Source organism: Nonomuraea sp. NPDC003560 (genome assembly GCF_042878785.1).
Lineage (GTDB): Bacteria > Actinomycetota > Actinomycetes > Streptosporangiales > Streptosporangiaceae > Nonomuraea.
Genome location: NZ_JBIAOF010000014.1, coordinates 90,481 through 113,273, shown reverse-complemented (window position 1 = coordinate 113,273; position 22,793 = coordinate 90,481). Strand labels below are relative to the sequence as shown.

General features: G+C 72.2%; 25 protein-coding genes. 12 read left to right on the top strand and 13 right to left on the bottom strand.

All coding sequences use genetic code 11. From position 1 onward, the window contains the following. Nucleotides 1–5: 5 nt before the first annotated feature. Nucleotides 6–1,949, top strand: a complete 1,944-nt coding sequence (locus ACFYUV_RS41970) for a hypothetical protein (RefSeq protein WP_358289355.1) — start codon at nucleotides 6–8, stop codon at nucleotides 1,947–1,949. A 73-nt stretch (nucleotides 1,950–2,022) separates the two neighbouring features. Next, entirely contained in the window at nucleotides 2,023–4,992 is a 2,970-nt protein-coding gene (locus ACFYUV_RS41965; protein WP_358289352.1) for an ATP-binding protein, read from the top strand. Between the two features lie 19 nt (nucleotides 4,993–5,011). Here the strand turns inward: ACFYUV_RS41965 and ACFYUV_RS41960 are convergent, their stop codons facing one another. Beyond that, a complete protein-coding gene (locus ACFYUV_RS41960; protein WP_387679388.1) occupies nucleotides 5,012–5,422 on the bottom strand; it encodes a YjdF family protein in 411 nt (136 codons plus the stop codon). Between the two features lie 181 nt (nucleotides 5,423–5,603). Here ACFYUV_RS41960 and ACFYUV_RS41955 point away from each other — a divergent pair, with 181 nt between their 5' ends. Both ACFYUV_RS41955 and ACFYUV_RS41950 read left to right on the top strand, forming a co-directional pair. Continuing rightward, nucleotides 5,604–6,833, top strand: a complete 1,230-nt coding sequence (locus ACFYUV_RS41955; protein ID WP_358289348.1) for a MurT ligase domain-containing protein — start codon at nucleotides 5,604–5,606, stop codon at nucleotides 6,831–6,833. After that, entirely contained in the window at nucleotides 6,823–7,536 is a 714-nt protein-coding gene (locus ACFYUV_RS41950; RefSeq protein WP_352319745.1) for a glutamine amidotransferase, read from the top strand. The genes ACFYUV_RS41955 and ACFYUV_RS41950 overlap by 11 nt, the downstream gene beginning before the upstream one ends. 4 nt (nucleotides 7,537–7,540) lie before the next feature. Here ACFYUV_RS41950 and ACFYUV_RS41945 read toward each other — a convergent pair whose 3' ends face one another. Both ACFYUV_RS41945 and ACFYUV_RS41940 read right to left on the bottom strand, forming a co-directional pair. Next, nucleotides 7,541–7,903, bottom strand: coding sequence for a DsrE family protein (locus ACFYUV_RS41945; protein ID WP_352319743.1), 363 nt, complete (start codon nucleotides 7,901–7,903; stop codon nucleotides 7,541–7,543). A gap of 9 nt (nucleotides 7,904–7,912) precedes the next feature. Beyond that, nucleotides 7,913–9,406, bottom strand: coding sequence for a sugar-binding protein (locus ACFYUV_RS41940; protein ID WP_387679385.1), 1,494 nt, complete (start codon nucleotides 9,404–9,406; stop codon nucleotides 7,913–7,915). Between the two features lie 68 nt (nucleotides 9,407–9,474). Here ACFYUV_RS41940 and ACFYUV_RS41935 point away from each other — a divergent pair, with 68 nt between their 5' ends. The 4 genes from ACFYUV_RS41935 to ACFYUV_RS41920 all read left to right on the top strand — a co-directional run bounded on the left by ACFYUV_RS41935 (nucleotide 9,475) and on the right by ACFYUV_RS41920 (nucleotide 11,992). Then, on the top strand, nucleotides 9,475–9,963 hold the full coding sequence (locus ACFYUV_RS41935) for an FABP family protein (protein WP_352319740.1): 489 nt from the start codon (nucleotides 9,475–9,477) through the stop codon (nucleotides 9,961–9,963). Between the two features lie 2 nt (nucleotides 9,964–9,965). Continuing rightward, a complete protein-coding gene (locus tag ACFYUV_RS41930; protein WP_387679382.1) occupies nucleotides 9,966–10,262 on the top strand; it encodes a DUF2470 domain-containing protein in 297 nt (98 codons plus the stop codon). Between the two features lie 313 nt (nucleotides 10,263–10,575). Beyond that, nucleotides 10,576–10,989: a Fur family transcriptional regulator gene (locus ACFYUV_RS41925; protein ID WP_357967168.1), complete on the top strand. Its 414-nt coding sequence runs from the start codon at nucleotides 10,576–10,578 to the stop codon at nucleotides 10,987–10,989. A 64-nt stretch (nucleotides 10,990–11,053) separates the two neighbouring features. Further along, the gene (locus ACFYUV_RS41920) at nucleotides 11,054–11,992 is read left to right on the top strand and encodes a YgfZ/GcvT domain-containing protein (RefSeq protein ID WP_387679379.1); all 939 of its coding nucleotides are present in this window, start codon (nucleotides 11,054–11,056) and stop codon (nucleotides 11,990–11,992) included. 5 nt (nucleotides 11,993–11,997) lie between these two features. On the opposite strand, the gene dtd is transcribed toward ACFYUV_RS41920, so the two are convergent. Then, complete coding sequence (gene dtd / locus ACFYUV_RS41915; RefSeq protein ID WP_387679376.1) at nucleotides 11,998–12,429, bottom strand: D-aminoacyl-tRNA deacylase; 432 nt, start codon at nucleotides 12,427–12,429, stop codon at nucleotides 11,998–12,000. Between the two features lie 60 nt (nucleotides 12,430–12,489). Here dtd and ACFYUV_RS41910 point away from each other — a divergent pair, with 60 nt between their 5' ends. Next, on the top strand, nucleotides 12,490–13,398 hold the full coding sequence (locus ACFYUV_RS41910; RefSeq protein ID WP_358289333.1) for an asparaginase: 909 nt from the start codon (nucleotides 12,490–12,492) through the stop codon (nucleotides 13,396–13,398). Between the two features lie 30 nt (nucleotides 13,399–13,428). Here the strand turns inward: ACFYUV_RS41910 and ACFYUV_RS41905 are convergent, their stop codons facing one another. Together ACFYUV_RS41905 and ACFYUV_RS41900 are read right to left on the bottom strand one after the other, a co-directional pair. Beyond that, nucleotides 13,429–15,033, bottom strand: coding sequence for a DUF2207 domain-containing protein (locus tag ACFYUV_RS41905; RefSeq protein WP_387679371.1), 1,605 nt, complete (start codon nucleotides 15,031–15,033; stop codon nucleotides 13,429–13,431). Nucleotides 15,034–15,060: 27 nt separating this feature from the next. Then, nucleotides 15,061–16,149 (bottom strand): FAD-dependent monooxygenase, encoded by a 1,089-nt coding sequence (locus ACFYUV_RS41900; RefSeq protein ID WP_387679369.1) that lies wholly within the window; start codon nucleotides 16,147–16,149, stop codon nucleotides 15,061–15,063. Nucleotides 16,150–16,260: 111 nt separating this feature from the next. On the opposite strand from ACFYUV_RS41900, the gene ACFYUV_RS41895 reads away from it, so the two are divergent. Further along, on the top strand, nucleotides 16,261–17,178 hold the full coding sequence (locus ACFYUV_RS41895) for a TetR/AcrR family transcriptional regulator C-terminal domain-containing protein (protein WP_387679366.1): 918 nt from the start codon (nucleotides 16,261–16,263) through the stop codon (nucleotides 17,176–17,178). Here the strand turns inward: ACFYUV_RS41895 and ACFYUV_RS41890 are convergent. Next, nucleotides 17,175–17,909 carry an alanyl-tRNA editing protein gene (locus ACFYUV_RS41890; RefSeq protein WP_387679363.1) on the bottom strand — a complete coding sequence of 245 codons (735 nt, stop codon included), beginning with the start codon at nucleotides 17,907–17,909 and terminating at the stop codon, nucleotides 17,175–17,177. The genes ACFYUV_RS41895 and ACFYUV_RS41890 overlap by 4 nt on opposite strands. A 114-nt stretch (nucleotides 17,910–18,023) precedes the next feature. On the opposite strand from ACFYUV_RS41890, the gene ACFYUV_RS41885 reads away from it, so the two are divergent. Continuing rightward, nucleotides 18,024–18,632, top strand: coding sequence for an SGNH/GDSL hydrolase family protein (locus tag ACFYUV_RS41885; RefSeq protein WP_387679360.1), 609 nt, complete (start codon nucleotides 18,024–18,026; stop codon nucleotides 18,630–18,632). Nucleotides 18,633–18,648: 16 nt separating this feature from the next. Here the strand turns inward: ACFYUV_RS41885 and ACFYUV_RS41880 are convergent, their stop codons facing one another. The 5 genes from ACFYUV_RS41880 to ACFYUV_RS41860 all read right to left on the bottom strand — a co-directional run bounded on the left by ACFYUV_RS41880 (nucleotide 18,649) and on the right by ACFYUV_RS41860 (nucleotide 21,361). Continuing rightward, nucleotides 18,649–19,008, bottom strand: a complete 360-nt coding sequence (locus ACFYUV_RS41880; RefSeq protein WP_352319719.1) for a DUF2516 family protein — start codon at nucleotides 19,006–19,008, stop codon at nucleotides 18,649–18,651. A gap of 124 nt (nucleotides 19,009–19,132) precedes the next feature. Beyond that, a complete protein-coding gene (locus ACFYUV_RS41875) occupies nucleotides 19,133–19,543 on the bottom strand; it encodes a hypothetical protein (protein WP_352355475.1) in 411 nt (136 codons plus the stop codon). A gap of 3 nt (nucleotides 19,544–19,546) precedes the next feature. Continuing rightward, a complete protein-coding gene (locus ACFYUV_RS41870; protein WP_352355473.1) occupies nucleotides 19,547–20,041 on the bottom strand; it encodes a helix-turn-helix transcriptional regulator in 495 nt (164 codons plus the stop codon). A gap of 61 nt (nucleotides 20,042–20,102) precedes the next feature. Further along, the gene (locus ACFYUV_RS41865) at nucleotides 20,103–21,008 is read right to left on the bottom strand and encodes a M56 family metallopeptidase (RefSeq protein WP_387679357.1); all 906 of its coding nucleotides are present in this window, start codon (nucleotides 21,006–21,008) and stop codon (nucleotides 20,103–20,105) included. Further along, on the bottom strand, nucleotides 21,005–21,361 hold the full coding sequence (locus tag ACFYUV_RS41860) for a BlaI/MecI/CopY family transcriptional regulator (RefSeq protein WP_352319711.1): 357 nt from the start codon (nucleotides 21,359–21,361) through the stop codon (nucleotides 21,005–21,007). The genes ACFYUV_RS41865 and ACFYUV_RS41860 overlap by 4 nt, the downstream gene beginning before the upstream one ends. Nucleotides 21,362–21,449: 88 nt before the next feature. On the opposite strand from ACFYUV_RS41860, the gene ACFYUV_RS41855 reads away from it, so the two are divergent. After that, nucleotides 21,450–21,959: an O-acetyl-ADP-ribose deacetylase gene (locus ACFYUV_RS41855; protein ID WP_387679354.1), complete on the top strand. Its 510-nt coding sequence runs from the start codon at nucleotides 21,450–21,452 to the stop codon at nucleotides 21,957–21,959. 37 nt (nucleotides 21,960–21,996) lie between these two features. On the opposite strand, the gene ACFYUV_RS41850 is transcribed toward ACFYUV_RS41855, so the two are convergent. Further along, entirely contained in the window at nucleotides 21,997–22,788 is a 792-nt protein-coding gene (locus ACFYUV_RS41850) for a class I SAM-dependent methyltransferase (protein WP_387679351.1), read from the bottom strand. Between the last annotated feature and the right edge of the window lie 5 nt (nucleotides 22,789–22,793).

The window sequence follows — 22,793 nt, the reverse complement described above, 5'->3', positions numbered from 1 at the left end:
GTCACGTGGCGGACGTGCATCCCGAGCATGCCCAGCTCCAGGCGGACCGCATCTACCTGGGGTGGCAGTACATCCTGCTGCATCCCGACCCGGGGCCGCCGCCCAAGCGTCCCTCGCCCGAGAAGGAGCCGGCGCCGGACGCGGAGTCGTCCGGCCGGGCGGCGGCCGAGGCGCTGCGCCGCGAGCGGCTCCAGGAGGACATGCTCAACCGGCCCGTACGCGTCATCCGGGCCATCAGCCTGACCATGTCCGCGCTGATCCTCGTGGCCGCGGTCAGCGGCTACCTGGGATGGTCGTTCGCGCTCCTCGGGCTGGTCGCGGCCGGCGGCGTGGCGGGCATCTGCACCTACGCCCTGCTCCAGGGCGACCGGGCGGTCCGCTACCGAGTGCTCGAACAGCAGGCCAGGGACGACCGGCAACGTCAGGAACGTGACAAGGAGCTGTTCCGCGCCCAGGAGGAGCACGCCCGGCGCTACCGCGACTGGCAGGAGTCGAAGGAGCGCCACGAACGCCAGCTCACCTGGTACGCCGTCGCCGTCCCCGACGAGATCGACCGCATCGACGTGGCCGGCGGCACGCTGCCCGGCTGGTCGGCGCTGATCACGCTGCTCGGCGCCACCCGGCTCTACAGCGGCGGTCACCTCACCGTGCTCGACCTGTCGGAGGGCGCGATCGCCAAAGACCTGATCGAGCTGGCCCGCAAGGGCGGCGACGACCCGCTGGTCTGGGTGCTGCCGGTCGACCTGCCGAAGCTCGACCTCGGGGCCACGCTCAAGCCGGAGGCGTTCGCCGACGTGCTGGCCCACGTGGTGAGCGTGAGCGAGGAGCACCGCACCACCCGCGACCTCAGCTTCGACAACGCCATCCTGGAACGGGTGCTCGAAGTGCTCGGCGAGAACGCCACCATCAGCCAGGTCACCGCCGCCCTGCGGGCCCTGGCGCAGGTCGGCGACCCGCGCGACGACCTGCGCTTCGGCCTGATCACCGCGACCCAGCTCGAACGCATCGGCACGCTGTTCGGCCGCGGCGTGAGCGACCGGGTGGTGATCGAGCGCGCCTGGGCCCTTGAGTCGCAGCTGCGCAAGCTGGAGACGCTCGGCACCCAGGCGGTGCGGCTGCCGCCCGCCCGGCTGCGCGTGGTGAGCATGGACCGGCAGGCCGGGGTGTTCGGCAACCGGGTGCTCGGCACGTATGTCGCCACCGCGCTCACCCACATCCTGCGCCAGTCGCCCGCCTCCGACCGGCCCTGGTACCACACGATCATCGTGGCCGGCGCCGACAAGCTCCGCGGCGACGTGCTCGACCGGCTCATGGACGCGTGCGAGACCTCGCGTACCGGGCTGGTGCTGACGTACCGGAGCCTGACCCCCACCGTGAAGGAGCGGCTGGGGCGCGGCCACGCGGCCGTGGCGTTCATGCGCCTCGGCAACGCCGAGGACGCCCGGGTCGCCAGCGAGCACGTCGGCACCGAGCACCGGCTGGAGCTGGCCCAGCTCACCGAGACGATCAGCGACGCCCTGCCGGGCCTCGACGGCGGCTACACCTCCACCATCTCCCAGGTGGACGACGCCCGCCACGACCGCGGCGACGGCCACGCCGACCTGGTCGAGGACATCACCGAGTCCACCGAGTGGGGCCGGACGGCCGACAAGATCTCCGAGACCGAGCGCGTGCTCCACCGGTCGCGCGAGTTCCTGGTCGAGCCGCACCAGCTCCAGCAGCTCCCCACGACGTCCGTGATCGTCACCGACGCGACCGCCGAGGGCAGGCGGGTGCGGCTGGCCGACGCCAACCCGGCCATCCTCACCTTCCCCAAGACCACGCTCGGCGACCTGGAGGAGGTGCGCGAGGCCGTGCTGGCCCTGGAGGCGAAGGACGAGGGCGAGGAGCCGCCGCCCAACCTCGGGCCACCACCGCCACGCCTTGACTGGCGCAAGGGCAGGCAATGACCTGGTCAAGGGCGTGGTGAGGAGCTGACGATCAGCGGGATTTTACTGAGAACCGACTGTGGGGGAATTGAAGATGCAGCCGAGTGTCTCGCTGAGCGGGCCCTGGTATCGGATCCAGTCGATCGCCGCACCCTCGCGAAGCTCGTCGGCGGAATGGGATTTCGTCACCGTGCTGCCCGCCGTGTTGTCGGCGGCGCAGCGTGACCGGCCGTTCGTCATCGGGTGGCTGTCGCGGGGTTCCGGGGCGCCGCTCGAACTGATCACCAATGCCGGCCCGCTCTCGCCGCCGCGCCAGCCGCGCAGGGCGACCGACGTGCCCGGTCTGCCGACCGGGCCCCAGCCGCTGCTGTTCCCGGGCGGCGCGCGGGGCGTCGAGCTGGACGAGGAGTACCTGGCCGACCTCGCCGACCTGGTCTGGACGCCGTGCCCCGGCCGCCAGGCGCCGCCGCTGGGCGGGCGGGGACGCGAGTTCGCCGGGTCCGACCCCGACGAGCTGAAGCGGCCCACGTTGTTCGAGTCGACGCTGGTCACGCTCATGTCGCGGCCGTTCGCCTGGCTGGTGGTGGCCGAGCCGACCGACCTGCTCGACGCCGAGGTGGCGCACCTGCGCACCCAGCTCAACGTCCTGCGGCAGTACGGCGACGCCTCCGAGCGTTCCCGGTTCGACGCCGAACGGGCCGAGCGCCGCATGCAGGAGCTCGACGCCTTCCGCGAGGCCGGCCTGTGGAACGTGCGCGTGCTGGCCGGCGGGGCCACCGCCGAGGAGCTGCGGCAGATCGCGCCCGTGCTCGTGGGGTCGGTCGAGATGAGCCACCACCCGTACCGGCTGCGCAGCGCGCACGGCGCGGTCTACGCGCTGTCGGAGGCCCTGGCCATCACCATGCAGGACCCGGCCGACGGCGCCGCCGCGCCCTTCGCGGCCACCGCCGGTGCGCTGGCCGCGCTGGCCGGGCTGCCCAGGCGCGAGGTGCCCGGCGTGCGCGTGCTCGACTCCGGCTTCTTCGACGTGACGTCCGAGGCCGACGGCGGCGAGCTGGAGCTGGGCGAGATCCTCGACGGCCAGGACAGAGGCGTGGGCAGCTTCCGGGTGCCCCTGGCCACGCTCAACAGGCACGCGTTCGTCACCGGCGCGACCGGCTCGGGCAAGTCCCAGACCGTCCGGCACCTGCTGGAGCAGCTCAGCGAGGCGCGTATCCCGTGGCTGGCCATCGAGCCGGCCAAGTCCGAGTACGCGGCCATGGCCGGCCGCATCGCCGACCCGGTGACGGTGATCAACCCGTCGGCCCCCGAGGGCGTGCCGCTCAGCGTCAACCCGCTCGAACCCGAGCCCGGCTACCCCGTCCAGGCGCACATCGACATGATCAGGGCGCTGTTCATGGCCGCCTTCGACGCCGAGGAGCCGTTCCCGCAGATCATGTCGCTGTCCCTGCAACGGGTCTACGAGGCCACCGGCTGGGACGTCGTGACCGGCGGCGCCGTGCCCGGCTCGAACGTCCCGCCCAGCGTGCCGACGCTCGAACAGCTCCAGCAGCACGCCATGGACGTCATCAAGGAGATCGGCTACGGCCGCGAGGTCCAGGCCGACGTCGAGGGCTTCATCTCGCTCAGGCTGCGGTCGTTGCGGGTCGGCTCGGCCGGGCGCTTCTTCGAGGGCGGCCACCCGGCCGACATCGGCGGCCTGCTGGAGCGCAACGTCGTCCTGGCCATCGAGGACGTCGCCAACGACGAGGACAAGGCGTTCCTCATGGGCACGCTGATCATCCGGATCGTCGAGCACCTGCGCATGCGGGCCAGGAAGGAGAAGTCGGCCGGGCTGCGGCACGTCATCGTGATCGAGGAGGCCCACCGGCTGCTGCGCGACCGCGGCCACGGCCGGGCCTCCACGCACGCCGTGGAGCTCCTGGCCGGCCTGCTCGCCGAGATCAGGGCGTACGGCGAGGGCATCGTGGTGGCCGAGCAGATCCCGACCAAGCTCGTCTCCGACGTCGTGAAGAACACCGCGCTGAAGGTCGTCCACCGGCTGCCCGCCGAGGACGACAGGAAGCTCGTCGGCGCGGCCATGAACCTCAGCGACGAGCAGTCCAGGCACGTCGTCTCGCTCCAGCCCGGCTCGGCCGCGGTCTTCGCCGACGGCATGGACCGGCCGCTGCGGGTGCGCGTCCCGCTGGGCGAGTCGCGGGAGAAGCCGCTGCCGGGCCCCCAGCCGCCCATCCGCGGGCGCAGGTCGGCCGCGTGCGGGGCGCAGTGCCGTACCGGCCAGGCGTGCACCCTGGTGGAGCTCAGAGAGGCCGACGTGCTCGCCGACGGGCCCGACTGGGCGTGGCTGCGCATCTGGTGCGACACGGTCGTGCTCGCCTTCGTCAGCAACCGGCCGCTGCCCGGCGTGCCGCGCGCCCTGTCGGCCGCCTGGGGCGAGCTGCCCGCCCGCCGCCGCGAGTGCCTGCTCGCCACGCTGGTCGAACGCGCCGTCCAGCGGCGGGCCTGGTCGTTGCGGAGCTGGTTCGACCCGGCGCTGCTCACCGAGAAGGCCGCCGAGGTCGCCGCGCGGCTGCTGTCGGGGGCCGAGCCGGGCGGCGACCGTCCGGGCGCGTCGTGGGTGATCCCGCAGGTGCGCTGGCTGCACGAGGTCGACCGGCTCTTCCCGTACGGCCAGCCCGCCCCCAACCTGCGCAGCCCGGCCCCGCCCATGGAGTACGCGCTGTTCCGCCAGTCCAACGGCAACGGCACGGCCGACCTGGTGCACGCCGAGCTGCTCGGCCACCGCGCCAAGGCCCTGCGCCACCACCCGCTGTCCATGGAGGTGGACCACAACCGGGCCCTGGCCTGGCGGGTCATCCTGGGCGACGACGAGAACGAGAGCGTGCAGCGCGACATCACGAACGTGGCGATCGGCATCGAGGCGTCGGCCAGGATCAGGCACGTCGGCCAGACGATGGGCGCGGGCTGGCTGGAGGGGGTGCTGTCGTGGCCGCAGCGGTTCGTCCTGCCGTTCGACCACGGGGGCGCCCCGGAGATCGCCTTCGTCGACGCCCCCTCGGCCTGACGCCCGCCCGGGGGACGGGTCAGCGGTCGCGGCGGCGTTCGAGGCGCTTGCGGCGGGCCACCTCGCGCTTGTGCTCGGCCAGCTCGCGCCGCCGTTCCCGACGTCCCTGCGCGGCCTGCTGCCTGCGGCTCTCCAGCTCCAGCCGCATCGCCTCCTGCGCGGCCGTGCTCCGTACGGACACCTGGGCGGCGGCCCGCGCCGCCAGCTTGGCCGCCCGCTTGGGGTTGACCCGCCGCGCCCGCTCCCCGCCGGCCACGGCGGGCGCGGCATGGGCCTGCTCCAGCAGCGAAACGCCATGGCGCATCAGGAACGCGTGCAGCTCGGGATCGGTGGGCTCGGACCCGAGGGTGAACCGGGTCGCCCGCAGCCGCCCGCCCTCGGCGACCTCCAGCACCCCGACCCAGAACGGGCCGTCCAAATAGACCGACAACGTGACCATCTTCTCCGCCCTTCACCAGACATGCCGGGAAAGCGACCTGGACAGGCCGCCTCCGGCACACCGGACATCCCTGGAAGGGCGGATACGTGATGCTTCGCCCGGGCTACCAACCGGGCCGCGTTTTCGTGTGCGACTCCAGAGTAGGACTCAACGGCGACTAGGATCCATGTGCATGACCCAGCTTCCTCTGCGGGCTCAGCTCGCCAGCGCCCTGGGACGCAGCGCTGCCACGCTCTCGCGGATGACCGGGCGCGGTGACGGCTCGGTGATCGGCGGCAGGGTGGGCCTGATGCTCGAACCCGACCTCCTGCGCAAGCTGGCCCGCGACCGCAAGCTGGCCCTGGTCAGCGCCACCAACGGCAAGACCACCACGACCAGGCTGATCACCTCCGCGCTGCTGGAGATGGGCGAGGTCGCCACCAACGCCTTCGGCGCCAACATGCCGGCCGGGCACGTCTCGGCGCTCTCCCAGCACAAGGGCGCCCCCTACGGCGTGCTGGAGGTCGACGAGAAGTACCTGCCGGAGGTGCTCGACACCACCGGCGCCGGCGTCGTCTGCCTGATGAACCTCAGCCGCGACCAGATGGACCGCGCGGCCGAGATCTGGCTGCTCGCGCAGAAGTGGCGCAGGGCGCTGTCGGGCAGGCCCACGCACGTCATCGCCAACTGCGACGACCCCCTCGTCACCTGGGGGGCCTCCACCGCCGCCAAGGTCACCTGGGTCGCCGGCGGCCAGCGCTGGAAGGAGGACTCCTGGTGCTGCCCCGAGTGCGGCGGCCCCCTCGACCGCAAAGACGCCGACTGGTCTTGCCGTGAGTGCACCTTCCACCGTCCAGAGCCGCAGTGGGTGCTCGACGACGACGTCGCCATCGACCCGCGCGGGCAGCGGTGGATGCTCGACATCCAGCTCCCCGGCCTGGCCAACCGCTCCAACGCGGTGATGGCGCTGGCCGTGGCCGAGGCGTTCGGGCTGCCCGTCGACCGGGCGCTGCCGCGGCTGCGGGAGGTCACCTCGGTGGCCGGCCGCTACACCACGGTCGAGCGCGAGGGCCGCCACGCGCGGCTGCTGCTGGCCAAGAACCCGGCGGGCTGGCTGGAGGCCTTCGACGTCGCCGACCCGCAACTGCCGATCATCCTCTCGGTCAACGCGCAGGGCCCCGACGGCCGCGACACCTCGTGGTTGTGGGACGTCGACTACCGCATCCTGCGCGGCCGTCCGGTCTTCGTCACCGGTGAGCGGCGGCTCGACCTGGCGCTCCGGCTCGACGTGGCCGACGTGCCGTTCACGTTGTGCAGTTCGTTCTCCGAGGCGCTGGCCATGCAGCCGCCCGGCCGGGTCGACGTGATCGCCAACTACACCGCCTTCCAGCAGATCCGATCGGAGTTCGGACGTGCCGTCTGACAGCGCCCTCAGCATCGTCTGGATCTACCCCGACCTGCTGAGCACCTACGGCGACCAGGGCAACGTGCTCGTCCTGGAGCAGCGTGCGCAGCGCCGGGGCATCGAGGTCGAGACCGTCTACGTCCGCTCGGCCGACCCCGTGCCGGAGACCGGCGACATCTACCTGATCGGCGGCGGCGAAGACCGGCCGCAGATCCTGGCCGCCCAGCGCCTGCGCCGCGACGGCGGCCTCCAGCGGGCCATCGCCCGGGGCGCGGCGATGCTGGCCGTGTGCGCCGGCTACCAGATCATGGGCAGCACGTTCGGCGGCGAGGAGGGCCAGCCGGTCGACGGCATCGGCCTGCTCGACATCGCCAGCTCGCGCGGCCCCGCCCGGGCCGTGGGCGAGCTGGTCGCCGAGGTCGACGCCGCACTCAACCTGCCCACGCTGACCGGCTTCGAGAACCACATGGGCGTCACGCACCTCGGCCCGGGCGTGCGGCCGTTGTCCAAGACGGTCGCCGGGGTCGGCAACGGCGACGGCTTCGAGGGCTGCTACGCGGGCCACGTGGTGGGCACGTACCTGCACGGCCCGGCGCTGGCGCGCAACCCGGCCCTGGCCGACCTGCTGCTGTCGTGGCGCGTGGGCGAGCTGACGCCCCTCGACGACTCCCGCTACGAGGCCCTGCGCCAGGAGCGGCTGAGCACCGTCCTGTCCGGCTGACGGCCTAGTAGACCAGGGCCTGGGCGCCCTCGCTGACCGCCTCCTCCACGAACGCGGGCGCGCCGGCGATGCGCACGCCCTCGATCACGTCGTCGACCGTGATGTCGCGGCGGGCGGCGCACTGCGTGCACAGGGTCACCCGGCCGGCCGCCAGGACGGCCTCCAGCAGGTCCGCCAGCGGCGCCGCGTGGGGCAGGGAGAACTCCTTGGCCCGCCCCGGCAGGGCGAACCACGACGACTCGCCGGTCAGCCAGAGGGAGACCGGCACGCCGCTCGCGAGCGCGGCCGCCGCCACCGTGAATGCCTGGTTGCACCGCTCAGGGGCGTCCGCCCCCGCGGTCACCTTGATCACCAAAGATCGTGCCATGGCGTCACCCTAACCCCGACCGACGCGGCCCCACACGTACGGATCGGCCTGGGCGCTGCCGAACGGCGACCAGGCCAGGCGCGTCTGCCCGGTCCTGTCCCCGGTGTCGGAGTCGTAGACGAGCACGTTCGCTCTCAGCGCGGTGGGCGGGGCGGGCAGCAGCGCGAACGGGATGCGCACCTCGACGCCGTACCCGCCGTCGTGGGCCGCGGACGCCACGCCCACCCGCGGGGCGGGGCCCTGGCGGGCGTCGGCGTCCCGGGCCGCGCACGGGCCGCCCTCGGCGGTGTAAGGCAGGACGCCCAGCTTGAACGTGGTCGAGGTGTCGTCGGAGTCGCCGCGCGGGTCGAGGGCGATCTCGACCGCGTCGGTGCGCCAGTGGCGCTCGCACTCGTCGAGGGCCGCGCCGCGTGCCTCGTCGGTGACCTCGACCTGGACGTAGAGGTCGGCGCCGTGGCGGGTCAGCCGGGCGGTCGCGGCGCAGTCGGCCGCCGGGCAGCGCTCGCCCTCCCAGTGGGCGAGGTGCAGGGCCTGGCCCGCGTACTCGCCGGGGGAGGCGACGCCGTCGAGCACGGGGGCACGCCCGGCGACCGGGAGCGTGGTGGCCGGCGGCTCGGGGTAGTCGGGCTGCGCCCGGTTGGCCAGCCAGGGCAGGCCGGTCGCGCGCGCCCAGTCGCGGAACTCGGCGTACAGCGGACGCAGGCCCGCCTGCTCGACGACGGGAGCCGGCACCGGCCGCCCGCCGTCGAAGACGACCGAGAACCAGTCGCACCCGAACGGCCCGGCCACCTTCGCCGGCCGCGCGGCGAACCCCTGCGTGCGGTACACGCGCTCGGCGTCGCGCTCCCGCTGGGCCCACGTGGCGCGGTGGCGCGGCGACCAGGCGCCCGCCCAGACGCCGAGCTGCGGCAGCCCGGTGGCCGGGTCGCGCAGGCCGGCCGTCGCGCAGCCGGGGCCCACGGGGCCGCGCAGCCCCCAGTTCTGGGTCAGCAGCCGGGTGGCCCGCCAGGGCGCGCCCGTCCCGGGGAACGCGGCGGGGTCGGCGGCCAGCCGGAACGCCTCGACGGCCAGCCGGGCGGCGAGCTGGTGCCCGCCGTGCTGGTTGAAGGGCCGCGGGTCCATCGTGACCACGGTCGAGGGCCTGGTCGCCCTGATCGTCTCGACCAGCCGCCGGAGGGTGCCCGGCCCCCACGCGCGGGCGGTCAGGGGCGCCGACAGCGTGTACCAGAAGTCCGGTCTGTCCAGGTAGAAGACGTCGCGGATGCCCGCGTGCGCGACCGCCTCGCGCTCTTCGGCCTCCCTGATCCGGCCGAGCGCCGCGCCCTTCTCCGGCCCGGCGGCGTTGCCGCCGCCCTCGCCGCGGGTGACCGTCACGACCCCGGTGGTCAGCCCCAGGCGTTCGCGCCACTGCCCGAACGTGGACAACGACTGGTACTCGTCGTCCGGATGGGCGCCCACGAACAGCACGTCGACGTGCGGCGGCACGGCCCAGGCATCCAGCATCGCGGCTCCCCCCGGCGAAACGTCTCCCCGATCCAGAAGGTTAGCCACCGGCGCTAGGCTTGGTGAGCATGGAAGAACCTGAGGTGCACCCCGCTCTGGAGCAGATCGCGTTCCTGCTCGGCCGCTGGGAGGGCGCCGGCGTGGGCGGCTATCCGACGATCGAGAGCTTCAACTTCGGCCAGGAGATCGAGTTCGGCCACAACGGCAAGCCGTTCCTGACCTACGTCAGCCGCACCTGGCTGCTCGACAACGACGGCAACCGGGTCAGGCCGCTGGCCACCGAGTCCGGCTACTGGCGTCCGCAGCCCGACCGGCAGATCGAGGTGGTGCTCGCGCACCCGACCGGCATCGTCGAGATCTACATCGGCGAGGTGGTCTTCCACAAGATCGAGCTGCGTACCGACGTCGTGGCCCGCACCTCCACGGCCAAGGAGTACACCGCGGGCCACCGCCTCTACGGCCTGGTCAACGGCAACCTGATGTGGGCCTACGAGATGGCCGCCGTCGGCCACCCGCTCACCGACCACATGTCGGCCGAGCTGAAGAAGGTGTCCTGAGCATGACCTCGCCCTTCACCCCCGACGCCGTCGAGGCGATCAAGCGGCACATGAACGACGACCACACCGGCGACGCCCTGGTCATCGTGCGCGGGCTCGGCGGCCGTCCGCAGGCCGCCTCGGCGGTGACCAGCGACGTCGACGCCGAGGCCATGGAGTTCACGGTCGACGGCGGCGAGCGGGTGCGCGTGCCGTGGGGCGAGACGCTGACCGAGCGCGCCCAGGTGCGCAAGGCGGTCGTGCGCCTCTACCGGGCGGCCTGCGCCGAACTGGGGATCGAACCCCACGGGGAACACTGAGGGAGAAAACAAAGAAGGGCCCCGGGCAACACTCCGCCTGCCGGGCAGACGGGCCGGATGGACCAATGGCCGGGATGCGTCATCCCGCCCTCCGGCTGCCAGGGGCCCCGGTGGTTGCCTCGGATTCGCTTGCGACACGAGACAACAGTCCGCAGCGCTAGCGGACAACCACCTCGCTAGCCCGACTATGACTATCCATTATTCGGACCACCTCCTTTCCGCGTACTCACGAAGCTATGCGGTCGCGAGCGCCGGGGGCAAGTAATTATCGGACGGCCGCGAACAGGCGATCGTGCGCTTTACACTCGGGGGCATGACCGAGACGCAGTGGCACGAGGAACTCCGCGCCAAGGGCTACCGGGTCACCCCGCAGCGGCAGCTCGTGCTCGAAGCGGTCAAGGATCTGGAGCACGCGACGCCCGAGGAGATCTGCACCAAGGTGCGCGAGACGGCGCGCGGGGTCAACATCTCCACCGTCTACCGCACGCTCGAACTGCTCGAAGAGCTCGGCATGGTCACCCACACCCACCTCGGTCACGGCGCGCCGACCTACCACCTGGCGGCCGAGGCCGACCACGTCCACCTGGTGTGCCGGGGTTGCGACGAGGTCTTCGAGGTGCGTCCCGAGCTGGCCGAGGGGCTGGTGAAGGGGCTCGACGAGGAGCTGGGGTTCGCGGCCGACGTCCATCACCTCACGGTGTTCGGCCGCTGCCGCAACTGCCGCTGACCCGCGGCACCGGCGTCGGGCACCGGCGTCGGGCGTCGTCGCGGGGGCGGATAGCCTTGGATGCATGCGTAGCCCTCTGCTCGATCTCCCCGGCGCCGTCGCGGCCGACGGGCCGGACGCCGACGTAGCCGCGCACTATGGCGACCTGTTCGCCGAGCAGCGCGCGCTGGCCAAGGGTGAGGCGGTCGTCGACCGCAGCAACCGCGAGGTGATCCGCGTCTCCGGCGTCGACCGGCTGAAATGGCTCAACGACCTGACCTCGCAGAAGCTCGACACGCTGACGCCCGGCCAGTGGACCCAGACGCTCGACCTCGACCTCCAGGGCCGCGTCCTGCACCACCTCACGCTGGTCGACGACGGCGAGAGCGTGCTGGCGCACGTCGAGCCCGGCACGGCGCAGAGCCTGGTCGACTATCTCGACCGCATGCGGTTCATGCTGCGCGTGGAGGTGTCGCGGGCCGACGACCTGGCGGTGCTCTCCACGGCCACCGAAGACTTCCTGGTGCCGCGGGCCGAGCTGGCCGATCATCTGGGCCGGCCCCTGGCGGGGCTGTGGGCGTACGAGGCGCTGCGCATCGAGGCTCACCGGCCGCGGCTCGGCTTCGAGACCGACCACAAGACGATCCCCCACGAGGTGGGCTGGATCGGCTCGGCCGTGCACCTGAGCAAGGGCTGCTACCGCGGCCAGGAGACGGTCGCGCGCGTCCACAACCTGGGCCACCCGCCGCGCCGCCTGGTGTTCCTGCACCTCGACGGCAGCGTCGACACCCTGCCCGCGCACGGCGACCCGGTGATCTTCGAGAGCCAGGAGATCGGCGTCGTGGGCTCGGCCGCCCGCCACCACGAGCTGGGCCCGATCGCGCTGGCCGTGGTCAAGCGCACGGTCCCGGTCGACGCGCCGCTGCTGGCCGGTGGCGTGGCCGCCGCCCAGGAGGTCGTCGTGCCGCCGGACGCCGGTCGCAACGTCAGCATCGACCCCTCGCTGCGCCGCCGGATCCGCTGACCCCGCTAGGCGTCGATGTCGAGGACGAGCGTGATCGGCCCGTCGTTGACCAGCGAGACCTTCATGTCGGCGCCGAAGCGGCCGGTCTCCACGTTGGCGCCGAGCGTCCTCAGCTCCTCGATCACGGCCTCCACCAGCGGCTCGGCGACCGGCCCCGGGGCCGCGGCCTGCCAGGTGGGGCGCCGGCCCTTGCGCGCGTCGCCGTAGAGGGTGAACTGGCTGATCACCAGGAGCGGGGCGGAGACGTCGGAGCACGACTTCTCGCCGTGCAGCACGCGCAGGCCCCACAGCTTGGCGGCGAGCTTGGCGGCCTCGGCGCGGGTGTCGGTGTGCGTCACGCCGACCAGGACGAGCAGCCCCGGCTCGTCGATGGCGCCGACCGTCTGCCCCTCGACCTCGACGGAGGCCGAGCTCACTCGTTGTACGACTGCTCGCATGGCATCCCATTCTGGCGCAGAAAGAACTGTTCGTAGACTCGTGCCGAAAGGGGGCGCGTAATGTCGCTTGTTGTCGAGGTTGTCCGGTCGGGGTTCGTGGAGTCCACCCATCTGGCCCGCATGCTCACCGTGGACGCGCAGGGCGTCCCGGTGGAGACGCGGGGAGCGGTGCACGTGCCGGCCTCGCCGCGATCGTCGATGAAGCCGCTGCAGGCGCTCGGCATGATGCGCAACGGCCTCCAGTTGGAGGGTGAGCTGCTGGCGCTGGCCTGCGCCTCGCACTCCGGTGAGGCGTTCCACGTGGACGGCGTACGGAACATCCTGGCCGGAGCGGGCCTGGATGAGTCCGCCCTGCTGTGTCCGGAGGACCACCCGTTCGAGCGCACCTCGACCGAGTTCGGCCGGGTCTACATGAACTGCTCCGGCAAGCACGCCGCCATGCTGGCCACCTGCGTGCTCAACGACTGGCCGCTCACCACCTATCTGGAGCCCGCGCACCCGCTCCAGCGCGCGATCCGCGCGACGGTCGAGGACCTGACCGGCGAGCGGGTGGCCGCCTCCGGCGTGGACGGCTGCGGCGCGCCGCTGTTCTTCGTCTCGATGCTCGGCGTGACCAAGGCGTTCCGGGCCTTCCCGCTGGCCGCGGAGGGCTCGTTCGAGCGGCGCATCTTCGACGCCATGCGCGCCCACCCCGAGTGGACCTCCGGCACCGACCGGCCCGAGGCCAAGCTCATGCGGGCGATCCCCGGGCTGATGCTGAAGGCGGGCGCGGAGGCGTTCGACGCGTTCGCGTTCGAGGACGGCCGAGCCGGCACGATCAAGATCGAGGACGGCTCGTCGCGGGCCCGCGTGCCCGTCACCGTGGCGGCCCTGCGCTCGCTCGGCCTGGACGCGCCCGAGCTGGCCGAGCTGGCCAGGCCGGCGCTGCTGGGCGGCGGCCGGCCGGTCGGCGAGCTGCGGATCCGCTAGAGGGACGAGAGCCGCCGCCGCGCGGAGTGTCTACAGGGTGCGGAACTGGCGGCTGGCGGAGATGGCCCCCGAGGTCGTCGTGGTGAACGTGCGCATCGACCCGGCGAACTTGGACAGGTCCCACTCCGCCGGCCCGTGGTACCAGTAGAGGTTGTCGGCCTGGTGGCCGTTGCCGGTCACCGAGGCCACCACCCGCGACCAGTGCTCGACCCCGTCGAAGATCACCGCGTACGGCAGGTAGCGCGAGAACAGCTCCACCCGGTGCTGCTCGGGCACCTCGCCGAGGTCGCCGGAGAACAGGTACTCGCGGAAGCCCATCGTGTGCGCGAGCGCGGCCGAGCCCTTGGCGGTCTTGGCCGGCATGTACTGGCCGCCGACGGCCAGCGCGCCGCCCGCGATGACCAGGGCCAGCCCCAGCAGCCCGTACGTGGTGAACCAGGCCAGCCCGACCGTGGCCAGCAGGCCCAGGCCGATCAGCACGACGCCGATCGTCGTCCACCGGGTGCGCTCGGTGTCGGGACGGCGGGCGAACCAGCCCTGCTCGACCACGTCGGTGTAGAGCGCGTCGCGCACCTTGCCCAGATGGCCGGCGAACGAGCCGGACAGCTGGGAGAGCAGCACCGCGTCGCGGCCGTCGAAGACCGCGTCGTACAAAGCGCGCTCGTACGTCAGCAGCGAGTTGACCGGCGCGTTCGGCAGCCTGACCAGCAGCCAGTCGGGGGCGTCGTAGGTCTGGCGGGGCTGCTCGTCGATCCGCAGGTAGCCGCGGACGGCCAGGTCGACGATCGTGGCGGTCACGTCGACCACGTCGGCCTGCTCGTCCACCAGCGTGCCGATCTGGCCGGGACGCACGCCGTCCGGCGGGGTGAAGTGCCCGTTCTGGATGGGATCGACCCCGCCCTTCTCGTGGCCCGCGACCCGGGCGTCCCGGCCGCGCGTCCAGTAGAGCAGGCCGACGCCGCCGAGCAGCAGCACGAGCAGGGCGGCCAGCGCGCCGCCGGTGACCAGGTCGAGGGTGAACGCCGAGGCCAGCGAGAAGCGGCGCTCCAGGATGGGCGCCCCGGAGCTGGAACCCTTGGGGTAGCCGACGACCACCGTCAGGGCCTGGCCCGCCGCGAGGTTGTCCTGCTCGAAGTCGGCCCGGGTGGCGGTGTGGTCCATCGAGGCCGAGGTGCAGCCGATCGCCGAGGTCAGGTCACCGGCGAAGCACGACAGATTCTGCACCTGGCCGGGCCCGCTGACCTGGACGGTCGCCTTGGTGACGGGGACGCTCCAGCCGCTGACGGCGAACCAGCGCAGCTCCTCGACCCCGCCGGAGGTGGTCACCGCGCCCTTGACGTCGTACTCGACGGTCTGGCCGGTCACGGTCAGGACGTCGCCGTCGAGCTTGCCGCCCTTGACGTTGGTGACCCGGTAGACGCGGTCGTTGTCGTCGTCGTAGCGGGTCTTGGTGAGCAGGGTGCGCTTGAGGCCGCCGGACGCCCCGGTGATCTTCTCGACCACGTGGAGAGTGCCGTCCTTGGCGAGCGTCATCGTCACCTGGTCCGTGATCCCGGCCTCCGCCGAGGCGGGGGTGGCCAGCAACGTCAGAGCGGTGGCTCCCAGGGCGGCCAATGTGAGTCTGAAACCCGTCATGGCGGGACATCGTAGCGGTTGCGGGTGTCAATCCAGGGTGATGGCGTCGGCCGCCCGGCGTACGCTCTCGGGCGAGGCGGCCATGCCCGGGTTCTCCAGGGCCAGAGCCTGGTTCAGGGCGACGTAGGGCCGCATGCGCCGCTCGTACCGCTCGAACGCCCCCTCGGGGGCCTGGCCCAGCTCCTCGGCCAGCACGTACGCCCCCACCAGAGCCAGGCTGGTGCCCTGCCCCGACAGCGGCGAGGGGCAGTGGGCGGCGTCGCCGATCAGCGCGACCCGGCCCTGCGACCAGCGGTCCATCTCCACCTGGGCCATGGCGTCGAAGTAGAAGTCGTCGGCCTGCCACATGGCCGCGAGCAGCTTGGGCGCCTCCCAGCGCAGCCCCGAGCAGTGCTCCTGGACCAGGCGCTTCTGCTGCTCGACGTCGCGGTGGTCGTAGTCGATCGGGCCCGCGGCGAAGCCCATGTTCACCTTCATCGCCGCCGGCTCCCGGTCGCTGAACAGGCCGAACCCGGCCTCGCCCTCGCGGTGCCAGAGCTGCCAGTGGTCCAGGCCGAGGAAGTTGTCGGCGGTGTAGATGGAGACGTACATGCCGAGGTGCCGCAGGAAGCGCTGCTCCGGGCCGAACACCAGACGCCTGACGTTGGAGTGCAGACCGTCGGCGCCGATCACGTAGTCGTAGCGTTCCCGGACGCCGCTGTCGAAGGTCACGTCCACGCCGTCGCCGTCCTGGGCGAGGGCGGCGATGGAGTCGCCGTAGCGGCAGGGGGCGTCGGTGACGGCGCCGACGATCGCGGTGAGGTCGTCGCGGGCGATCTCGACGTCCGGGCTGTCGAGCCGGCCGCCACTGATCGTCTCCTCGGTGCTGCGCATGATCTCGTTGCCGTCGCCGTCGACCATGGACATGCCGCGCATGGTCGTCCGCGCGGCCCTGACCTGCTCCAGGATGCCCATACGGTCGGCCACGACCAGGGCGGCGCCGCGGAGGTCGACGGCCTGGCCGCCCTTGCGCGGGCGCGGCGCGCGCTCGACCAGCGTGACCTCGAAGCCCCGCCGCCGCAGCCAGTGAGCCAGGACGGGCCCGCCGACGCTCGCTCCCGAGACCAGAACCTTCATGACGCGCTCCTTGCTGTTGACGTTGTACGCGGACCTGAATGTACGTCGTACATACAGCAGCTCACAAGGGTTCCCTGGTAAGATCTGTACTAGTACAGAGAAAGGGTTGTGATGACCGCTCCGCCCTACGCGCGCATCGTCGAGGACATCAGGCGGCGCATCGCCGACGGCCGGCTCCGCCCCGGCGACCGGGTGCCCTCCACCAGGCAGCTCGCCCGCGACTGGGAGGTCGCGCTCGCCACGGCCGCCAAGGCGCTCACGGTCCTGGCCCAGGAGGGCGCGGTGGTCGCCGAGCCGCGCGTCGGCACGATCGTGGCCGAGATCCGCGGTGGCAGGGCGCGGCGGGCCACCGTCCCGTCCGGCGACGACCTGACCCGCGACCGCATCGTGGCCGCGGCCGTCGAGATCGCCGACGCCGACGGGCTCGCCGAGCTGACCATGCGCGGCGTCGCGGGCCGCCTCGGCGTGGCCACCATGTCCCTCTACCGGCACGTCGGCGGCAAGGACGACCTGGTCATGCTCATGATCGACCACGTGATCAGGGAGTTCCCGCTGCCCGACCCGCCGCCCGACGGATGGCGGGCCAGGCTGGAGACCGCCGCCCAGGTGCAGTGGGCGGGCTACCGCACCCACCCGTGGATGGCCAGGGTCACGTCACTGACCAGGCCGCTGCCCTCGGCCAGCCTGATCGCCCACACCGAGTGGGTCATGCGCACGCTGGAGGGCTCGCCCCTCGATCCCGTCAGCAAGATGCACGTGCACACCCTGCTGTTCAGCTTCGTCCAGGGCCTGGCCGCCAACATCGAGATGGAGCAGCAGGCCCAGGCCGCGACCGGGCTGACCGCCGACGAGTGGATGACCAGCCGGGAGGGGGAGCTCCAGGCGCTGGCGGAGTCGGGGCGGCTGACCGCCTTCACCGGCGTCATCGAGGAGCTGGGCGGCGAGTTCGACCTCGACCTCGACCGGCTGTTCGCCTTCGGCCTCGACGCGCTGCTCGACGGGCTCGCCGGGCTGGTCGAGGGGCGCTAGTCGGAGATCGCGATGCGCAGCCGGCGGAAGCCGCGGCCCTTGCTCTCGATCTTGGCTACCCTGATACGGCCGATCTGCTTGGTCGAGGCCACGTGGGTGCCGCCGTCGGCCTGCGTGTCGAGGCCCACGATGTCGACGATGCGCACGTCCTGGACGGCCTCGGGCACCAGGTTGCTGGCCGTGCGGATGATGTCGGGGATCTCGAACGCCTCCCGCCGCGGCAGCACGCGCACGTCGATGCGGCGGTCGGCGGCGATCTCGGCGTTGCACGCGTCCTCGACGGTCTCCTTGAAGCCGGGCGGCACCTCGGGCAGGTCGAAGTCCATGCGGGCGCTCAGCTCGTCCATGTTGCCGCCGGTGACCAGGCAGCCGTAGTCCCTGAACACCACGCCGCACAACACGTGCAGGCCCGAGTGCGTCCGCATGAGCGCCGAACGCCGGGCGTCGGCCACCGCTGCCTCGACGACCGTGCCGGCGGGCGGGATCGGGTCGCCTTCGGCGGGGATCAGGTAGAGATCGTCGCCTTTGCGCACCCCGACGATGCGCGTCTCCACGCCCTGCCAGACCAGAACTCCGTGATCGGCCGGCTGGCCGCCGCCGCCTGGATAGAATGCCGACCTGCTCAGCACGATCCCCTCAGGCGTCGCGTCCAGCACGACGGCTTCGAAATCTCGCAGGCTCTGGTCCGACAGTTCGAGCCGCTGCGTGCGTCCGTGGAGGTCGGCGGTCATATCGGCAGCCTAGTGCCCGGGGTGATTATGCGTGGCCTGATGCTTCGAGGAAGAATCGCCCCAGTCGTCGCACTAATGGGGATATTTGCTGGAATTTCGGCATGTACGAGTGCGGTGGCCCGGACGCCGCCGCAGCGGGCGCCCGAGGCCGTCCCTCCCGCCCGTCCGGCGGTTCCCGTGATGATGTTCGTGGGCGACAGCTTCACCGTCGGATCCGGCCCGGTGCCGCCCTGGCGGACCTACGCCTCGGAGTCGGCGCGGCTGCTCGGCTGGCAGCCGGTCATCGCCGGCGCCGGCGGCACCGGCTATCTCAACGAGGGCAAGGTGGGCCGCACGTTCCGGCGGTCGTTCGAGGAGGAGCTGGCCTGGCGGCCGGCCCCCGACGTGCTGGTCATCTCCGGCGGCCACAACGACCAGCGCTGGAGCACCGGGCAGGTGCGCGCGGCCGCCGCCGCCCTGCTCGCCGAGGTGCGCCGCCGCTGGCCGGTCACCAAGGTCGTCATGGTCGGCCCGATCTGGCTGGAGGACACCCCGGCCAAGGCATACCGGGTGCGCGACGCCCTGGCGGAGGTGGCCGACGCCGCGGGCGTGCCGTTCCTCGACCCGATGCGCCGGAAATGGGTGACCGGCAGGCCGTCGGAGACGGTGCTGCCCGACGGCGTGCATCCCACGTTCGCCGGGCACGAGCGCATCGCCGCGTGGCTGGCGGCGGAGCTGGCCTGATCCGGGCGGGGCCGGCCTACCAGGGGCCGTAGGGGCCGCTGTTGCCGCGGCCCATGCCCTTGACCGCGGGCTTGACGTCGACGATGTAGATCGTGGCGGCGATGACGGCCAGGATGGAGAACAGGCCGAGCCCGTTGAGGCCGATGAACCGGAAGCCGCCGATCAGCATGAAGTCGTTGAAGTAGCCCAGCGCGCCGCCGCCGGACAGCAGGGTCGCCAGCGCGAGGATGAGCACCCAGATCTTCTTCTGCAGCTTGCCCGCCGAGACGAACGCGTTGGTCGGCACGCGCGCCGCGTGCACCAGCGCGTAGACCGACATGCCGAAGATGACGGCGGCGAGCACCAGGAAAAGGAAGTTGAAAACGCCGTTGATCATATTCATGTTGCTGGCTCCACCCAACGCCGCGATGAAATCGGCCCCAGCCTAATAGGCGTCCCCGACAAGCGGGCACCAGAACAGGAACGGGCCCGCCTCCGAAGAGGCGGGCCCATTCGCTCACTCAGGCCTTGGCCCGAGGCGTGCGCGTGGTCTTCTTGACGGGCTCGGCGACGGGCGGCTCGGCGGCCTCCGACACCTCCTCCAGCTCAAGGGCGGCCTCGCCGGTCGTCTTGCTGACGACCTTGCGGCCACGGGTGGCGAAGTCCTCGTAGACCTCGGTGGCCTTGCTGCTCAGCTGGTCGGCGTACTCGCGGGCCTTGTCCGGGAACTCGCGGACGAAGCCCTCGGCCTTGTCGGCGTACGCGCGGGTCTTCTCCGGCAGGTCCCTGGCCAGCTCCGAGCGGCGGGACTGGAGCTGACGCAGCTGCTCGGGCAGCTCGCGCAGCTTCTCGACGGCGAAGTCGCCGGCGCCGGCGAAGGCGTAGAACGGCTTGGAGTCGGTGAGCTTCTTGACCTCGGTGGCAAGCGTCATGGGTTAACCTTCCTTGGTTTCCTGGGTGACGGTCCCGTTGCCGGGGGAGGCCGCGTAGGGCTCAAGCGCGGCGAGATACTCCTCGGGCAGCGGCGGCTCGTCGTCCGCGGTGGAGTCGTGCTGAGGGCGGGCGTTCTGGGAGGTCTGCTCGCCCTCGGTGCGGTTCTCCTTGCGGAACGATTCATAGATGTCGATCAGCACCTGGCGCTGCCGCTCGGTGAGCAGCGTGTCGGCGTTGACCGCGGTGATCACGTCGCTCGGCGGCTCCCGGTCCTCGATGAGGCCGGCCTGCACGTAGAGCGCCTGCGAGGAGATGCGCAGACCCTTGGCGATCTGGTTGAGAATCTCCGCGCTCGGCTTGCGCAGCCCGCGCTCGATCTGGCTCAGGTAGGGGTTGGAGACCCCTGCCGCCTGCGCGAGCTGGCGCAGCGAGATCTTCGCCTGCTGCCGTTGCTCGCGGATGTACTCGCCGATCGAGCCGACCTTCGGTAGTGCCATACCCACAGTCTGCCGTCCCGTGCTTGCAATTGCAAACGGAACGGCTAACACCTGCAAGCAGTCAGAGCTGGTAGACCCACAGGAAGGGGGTGGTGGTGAGCAAGCTCACAGAGAGGGCGAGGTAGCCGTACCGGACAAATGCCGACAATTCCGGCCCTGGCTTGATCAGGCGGTCCACCCTGGCCATGACGTTGTGCGCGTGCACGCCGAGCATGCCCTGCGGGGTCGGCATGGCGCCGGCCGTACCGAACCTGAGCAGCGCGGTCGCGAGCCTGCGCGGTGAGCAGTAGCGGCGGGCGCGGTCGTCGGCGGCCATCTCGATCAGCAGCTCCACCTGCGCCTGCGCGTCGGCCACCACCTTCGACCAGGGCAGCGCCCGGCGCAGCGCGGCGAACGGCAGCAGCACCAGGTCGTGCCGCTCGCGCACGTGGGCGGCCTCGTGCGCCAGCACGGCCGCCATCTCGTCCGGCGACAGCAGCTCAAGCGCGCCCGCGCTGACCACGACCTGCGAGCGCAGCCCCGGCACGCAGTACGCCGCCGCGCTGGGATGGTCGAGCACCCGCACCCCCGGCACGCCCGGATCGTCGCGGGAGATCAGCGCGAGCAGCACGCGATGCCGCCGCCGCGCGCGCAACGCCTGCACGCCGGCCGTCAGCAGCACCACGACCAGCACCGCCAGCGACGTGAGACCGGCGATCATGGCCAGGACGTGCAGCGGGTCCCAGGCATCGGCCGGCGTCTCGCCGCGGGCGAAGGCGATCAGCCCCGGCAGCACGCCCATGTTGTAGGGCAGGACCGCGTAGGCCAGCATGGCGCCGGTGGTGGCCAGGCCCCAGGCCACGCCCAGGGACTGCCAGACGATGATGGCGAGCCTCGGGGCACGGGAGGTCCACCGGGCCGTCGTGAAACGCCAGGAGCCGAGCGCGCACGCCGTGGCGAGCGCCGCTAGCACCGCTGCCGTGATCACTCTTCCTCCAGCTCCGTGAGAGCTCTCCGCAGGATCTCCGCCTCCGGGCCCGACACGGCCTGGGCGAAGCGGGTCAGGGCGGCCGATCGGTCGCCCGTCAGGTCCAACGCCTCAAGCATAAGCTCGGCGATGTAGGCGTCACGGCTCGCGGCCGGTTCGTAACGCCACGCGCGGCCGTCCCTGGTGCGCTCCAGGAAGCCCTTGCGCGTGAGGCGGTCGAGTACGGTCATCACCGTCGTGGGGGCGAGGTCGCGATCGGCAATGAGCCTGCCGACCTCGCGGGCGGTCAGCGGGTTGTGCTCCGCCCAGAGGATGTCCATGATGCTGCGCTCAAGCTCGCCAAGACCCTTCACGCCCTTCAGGGTAGCTCTACAGAGCGTCGAGCTGGCATCCGGGAGCGGCAAGTGGCGGCGCCGAACCCCGCCTGGCAGGCTCGGTGAGATGAATGTCACGTTGGTGCAGGGCGACATCAGCGAGCAGCGGGCCGACGCGATCGTGAACGCGGCCAACTCCTCGCTGCTCGGCGGCGGGGGCGTCGACGGCGCCATCCACCGCCGCGGCGGGCCGGAGATCCTGGAGGAGTGCAGGCGGCTGCGCGCCGGGCATTACGGCAAGGGCCTGCCGACCGGCCGGGCCGTCGCCACCACCGCCGGGCTGCTGCCGGCCCGCTGGGTGATCCACACGGTCGGGCCGGTCTACTCCAGGTCGCAGGACCGCTCCGAGCTGCTGGCCTCCTGCCACCAGGAGTCGCTGCGGGTGGCGGACGAGCTGGGCGCGCGGACGGTGGCCTTCCCCGCGATCTCCACGGGCGTCTACGGCTGGCCGCTCGACGACGCCGCCCGCATCGCCGTCGCCGCCGTGCGCGCGGCCGGGACGTCGGTGGAGGAGGTCAGGTTCGTGCTGTTCGACACCGCCGCCTACGAGGTGTTCCTCGCCCGGATCTCCCGATAGCCCGGATCCCGTCAGCTCTCCCGATGGCCCGGATCCGTCAGCGCGGGTCCACCGCCGACCAGGGCAGTGTCAGCTCGCCGAGCCGCCAGCGGGCCGGGCCGCCGAGCGGCGGGCGCACCGCCACCGGCCACTGCCCGGCCAGCAGCCGCACGGACGCCAGCCAGCGCTGCCGCAGCCCGTGCACCCCGTAAGGGGCGCTGACCGCCCACGCGTGGTCGAAGTCGCGCAGGAGCGCATGGATGCGCTCACCCGGCACGTTCCGGTGGATGAGGGTCTTCGGCAGCCGGTCGGCCAGGTCGGAAGGCCGCTCGAAGGCGTCGAACCGGGCGGAGAACGTCAGCGTGCGCGGGCCGTCGGGGGACAGGCCCACCCAGACCGCCCGCCGTCCGGTCTCGGAGCAGGTGCCCTCGACCAGCACGCCGCCGGGGGCCAGCTTGCCGCACAGCACGTCCCAGTAGTGCCACGCCTCCGCCTCGCCGTACTGGCGCAGCACGTTGAAGGCGCGGACCAGCGTCGGCGGGCGCGGGACGGGCAGCTCGAAGCCGCCGAGCGCGAAGCTCAGCCCCTCCCGCTCGTACGGCTTGGCCAGGGCCACCCTGGCCGGGTCGATCTCGATGCCGACCACCTCGACGTCGGGCGCGACCGCGCGCAGCCGGGTGAACAGCTCAAGCGTGGTCGTGTGCGAGGCGCCGTAGCCGAGGTCGACGACGAGCGGGCGGACGGCGGCGCGCAGGGCCGGGCCGTGCACGGCGGCCGTCCAGCGGTCGACCCGGCGCAGCCGGTTGTGCCACGTCGTGCCGCGGGTGATCGCGCCGACCGGTCTGGCCATCGGGC

Excerpts from the sequence above, each read along its gene's own strand:
- ACFYUV_RS41965 (WP_358289352.1), top strand. The coding sequence starts at position 2,023 with ATGCAGCCGAGTGTCTCGCTGAGCGGGCCCTGGTATCGGATCCAGTCG.
- ACFYUV_RS41955 (WP_358289348.1), top strand. The coding sequence starts at position 5,604 with ATGACCCAGCTTCCTCTGCGGGCTCAGCTCGCCAGCGCCCTGGGACGC.
- ACFYUV_RS41945 (WP_352319743.1), bottom strand. The coding sequence starts at position 7,903 with ATGGCACGATCTTTGGTGATCAAGGTGACCGCGGGGGCGGACGCCCCT.
- ACFYUV_RS41940 (WP_387679385.1), bottom strand. The coding sequence starts at position 9,406 with ATGCTGGATGCCTGGGCCGTGCCGCCGCACGTCGACGTGCTGTTCGTG.
- ACFYUV_RS41935 (WP_352319740.1), top strand. The coding sequence starts at position 9,475 with ATGGAAGAACCTGAGGTGCACCCCGCTCTGGAGCAGATCGCGTTCCTG.
- ACFYUV_RS41930 (WP_387679382.1), top strand. The coding sequence starts at position 9,966 with ATGACCTCGCCCTTCACCCCCGACGCCGTCGAGGCGATCAAGCGGCAC.
- ACFYUV_RS41925 (WP_357967168.1), top strand. The coding sequence starts at position 10,576 with ATGACCGAGACGCAGTGGCACGAGGAACTCCGCGCCAAGGGCTACCGG.
- ACFYUV_RS41920 (WP_387679379.1), top strand. The coding sequence starts at position 11,054 with ATGCGTAGCCCTCTGCTCGATCTCCCCGGCGCCGTCGCGGCCGACGGG.
- dtd (WP_387679376.1), bottom strand. The coding sequence starts at position 12,429 with ATGCGAGCAGTCGTACAACGAGTGAGCTCGGCCTCCGTCGAGGTCGAG.
- ACFYUV_RS41910 (WP_358289333.1), top strand. The coding sequence starts at position 12,490 with ATGTCGCTTGTTGTCGAGGTTGTCCGGTCGGGGTTCGTGGAGTCCACC.
- ACFYUV_RS41905 (WP_387679371.1), bottom strand. The coding sequence starts at position 15,033 with ATGACGGGTTTCAGACTCACATTGGCCGCCCTGGGAGCCACCGCTCTG.
- ACFYUV_RS41900 (WP_387679369.1), bottom strand. The coding sequence starts at position 16,149 with ATGAAGGTTCTGGTCTCGGGAGCGAGCGTCGGCGGGCCCGTCCTGGCT.
- ACFYUV_RS41895 (WP_387679366.1), top strand. The coding sequence starts at position 16,261 with ATGACCGCTCCGCCCTACGCGCGCATCGTCGAGGACATCAGGCGGCGC.
- ACFYUV_RS41890 (WP_387679363.1), bottom strand. The coding sequence starts at position 17,909 with ATGACCGCCGACCTCCACGGACGCACGCAGCGGCTCGAACTGTCGGAC.
- ACFYUV_RS41880 (WP_352319719.1), bottom strand. The coding sequence starts at position 19,008 with ATGATCAACGGCGTTTTCAACTTCCTTTTCCTGGTGCTCGCCGCCGTC.
- ACFYUV_RS41875 (WP_352355475.1), bottom strand. The coding sequence starts at position 19,543 with ATGACGCTTGCCACCGAGGTCAAGAAGCTCACCGACTCCAAGCCGTTC.
- ACFYUV_RS41870 (WP_352355473.1), bottom strand. The coding sequence starts at position 20,041 with ATGGCACTACCGAAGGTCGGCTCGATCGGCGAGTACATCCGCGAGCAA.
- ACFYUV_RS41855 (WP_387679354.1), top strand. The coding sequence starts at position 21,450 with ATGAATGTCACGTTGGTGCAGGGCGACATCAGCGAGCAGCGGGCCGAC.
- ACFYUV_RS41850 (WP_387679351.1), bottom strand. The coding sequence starts at position 22,788 with ATGGCCAGACCGGTCGGCGCGATCACCCGCGGCACGACGTGGCACAAC.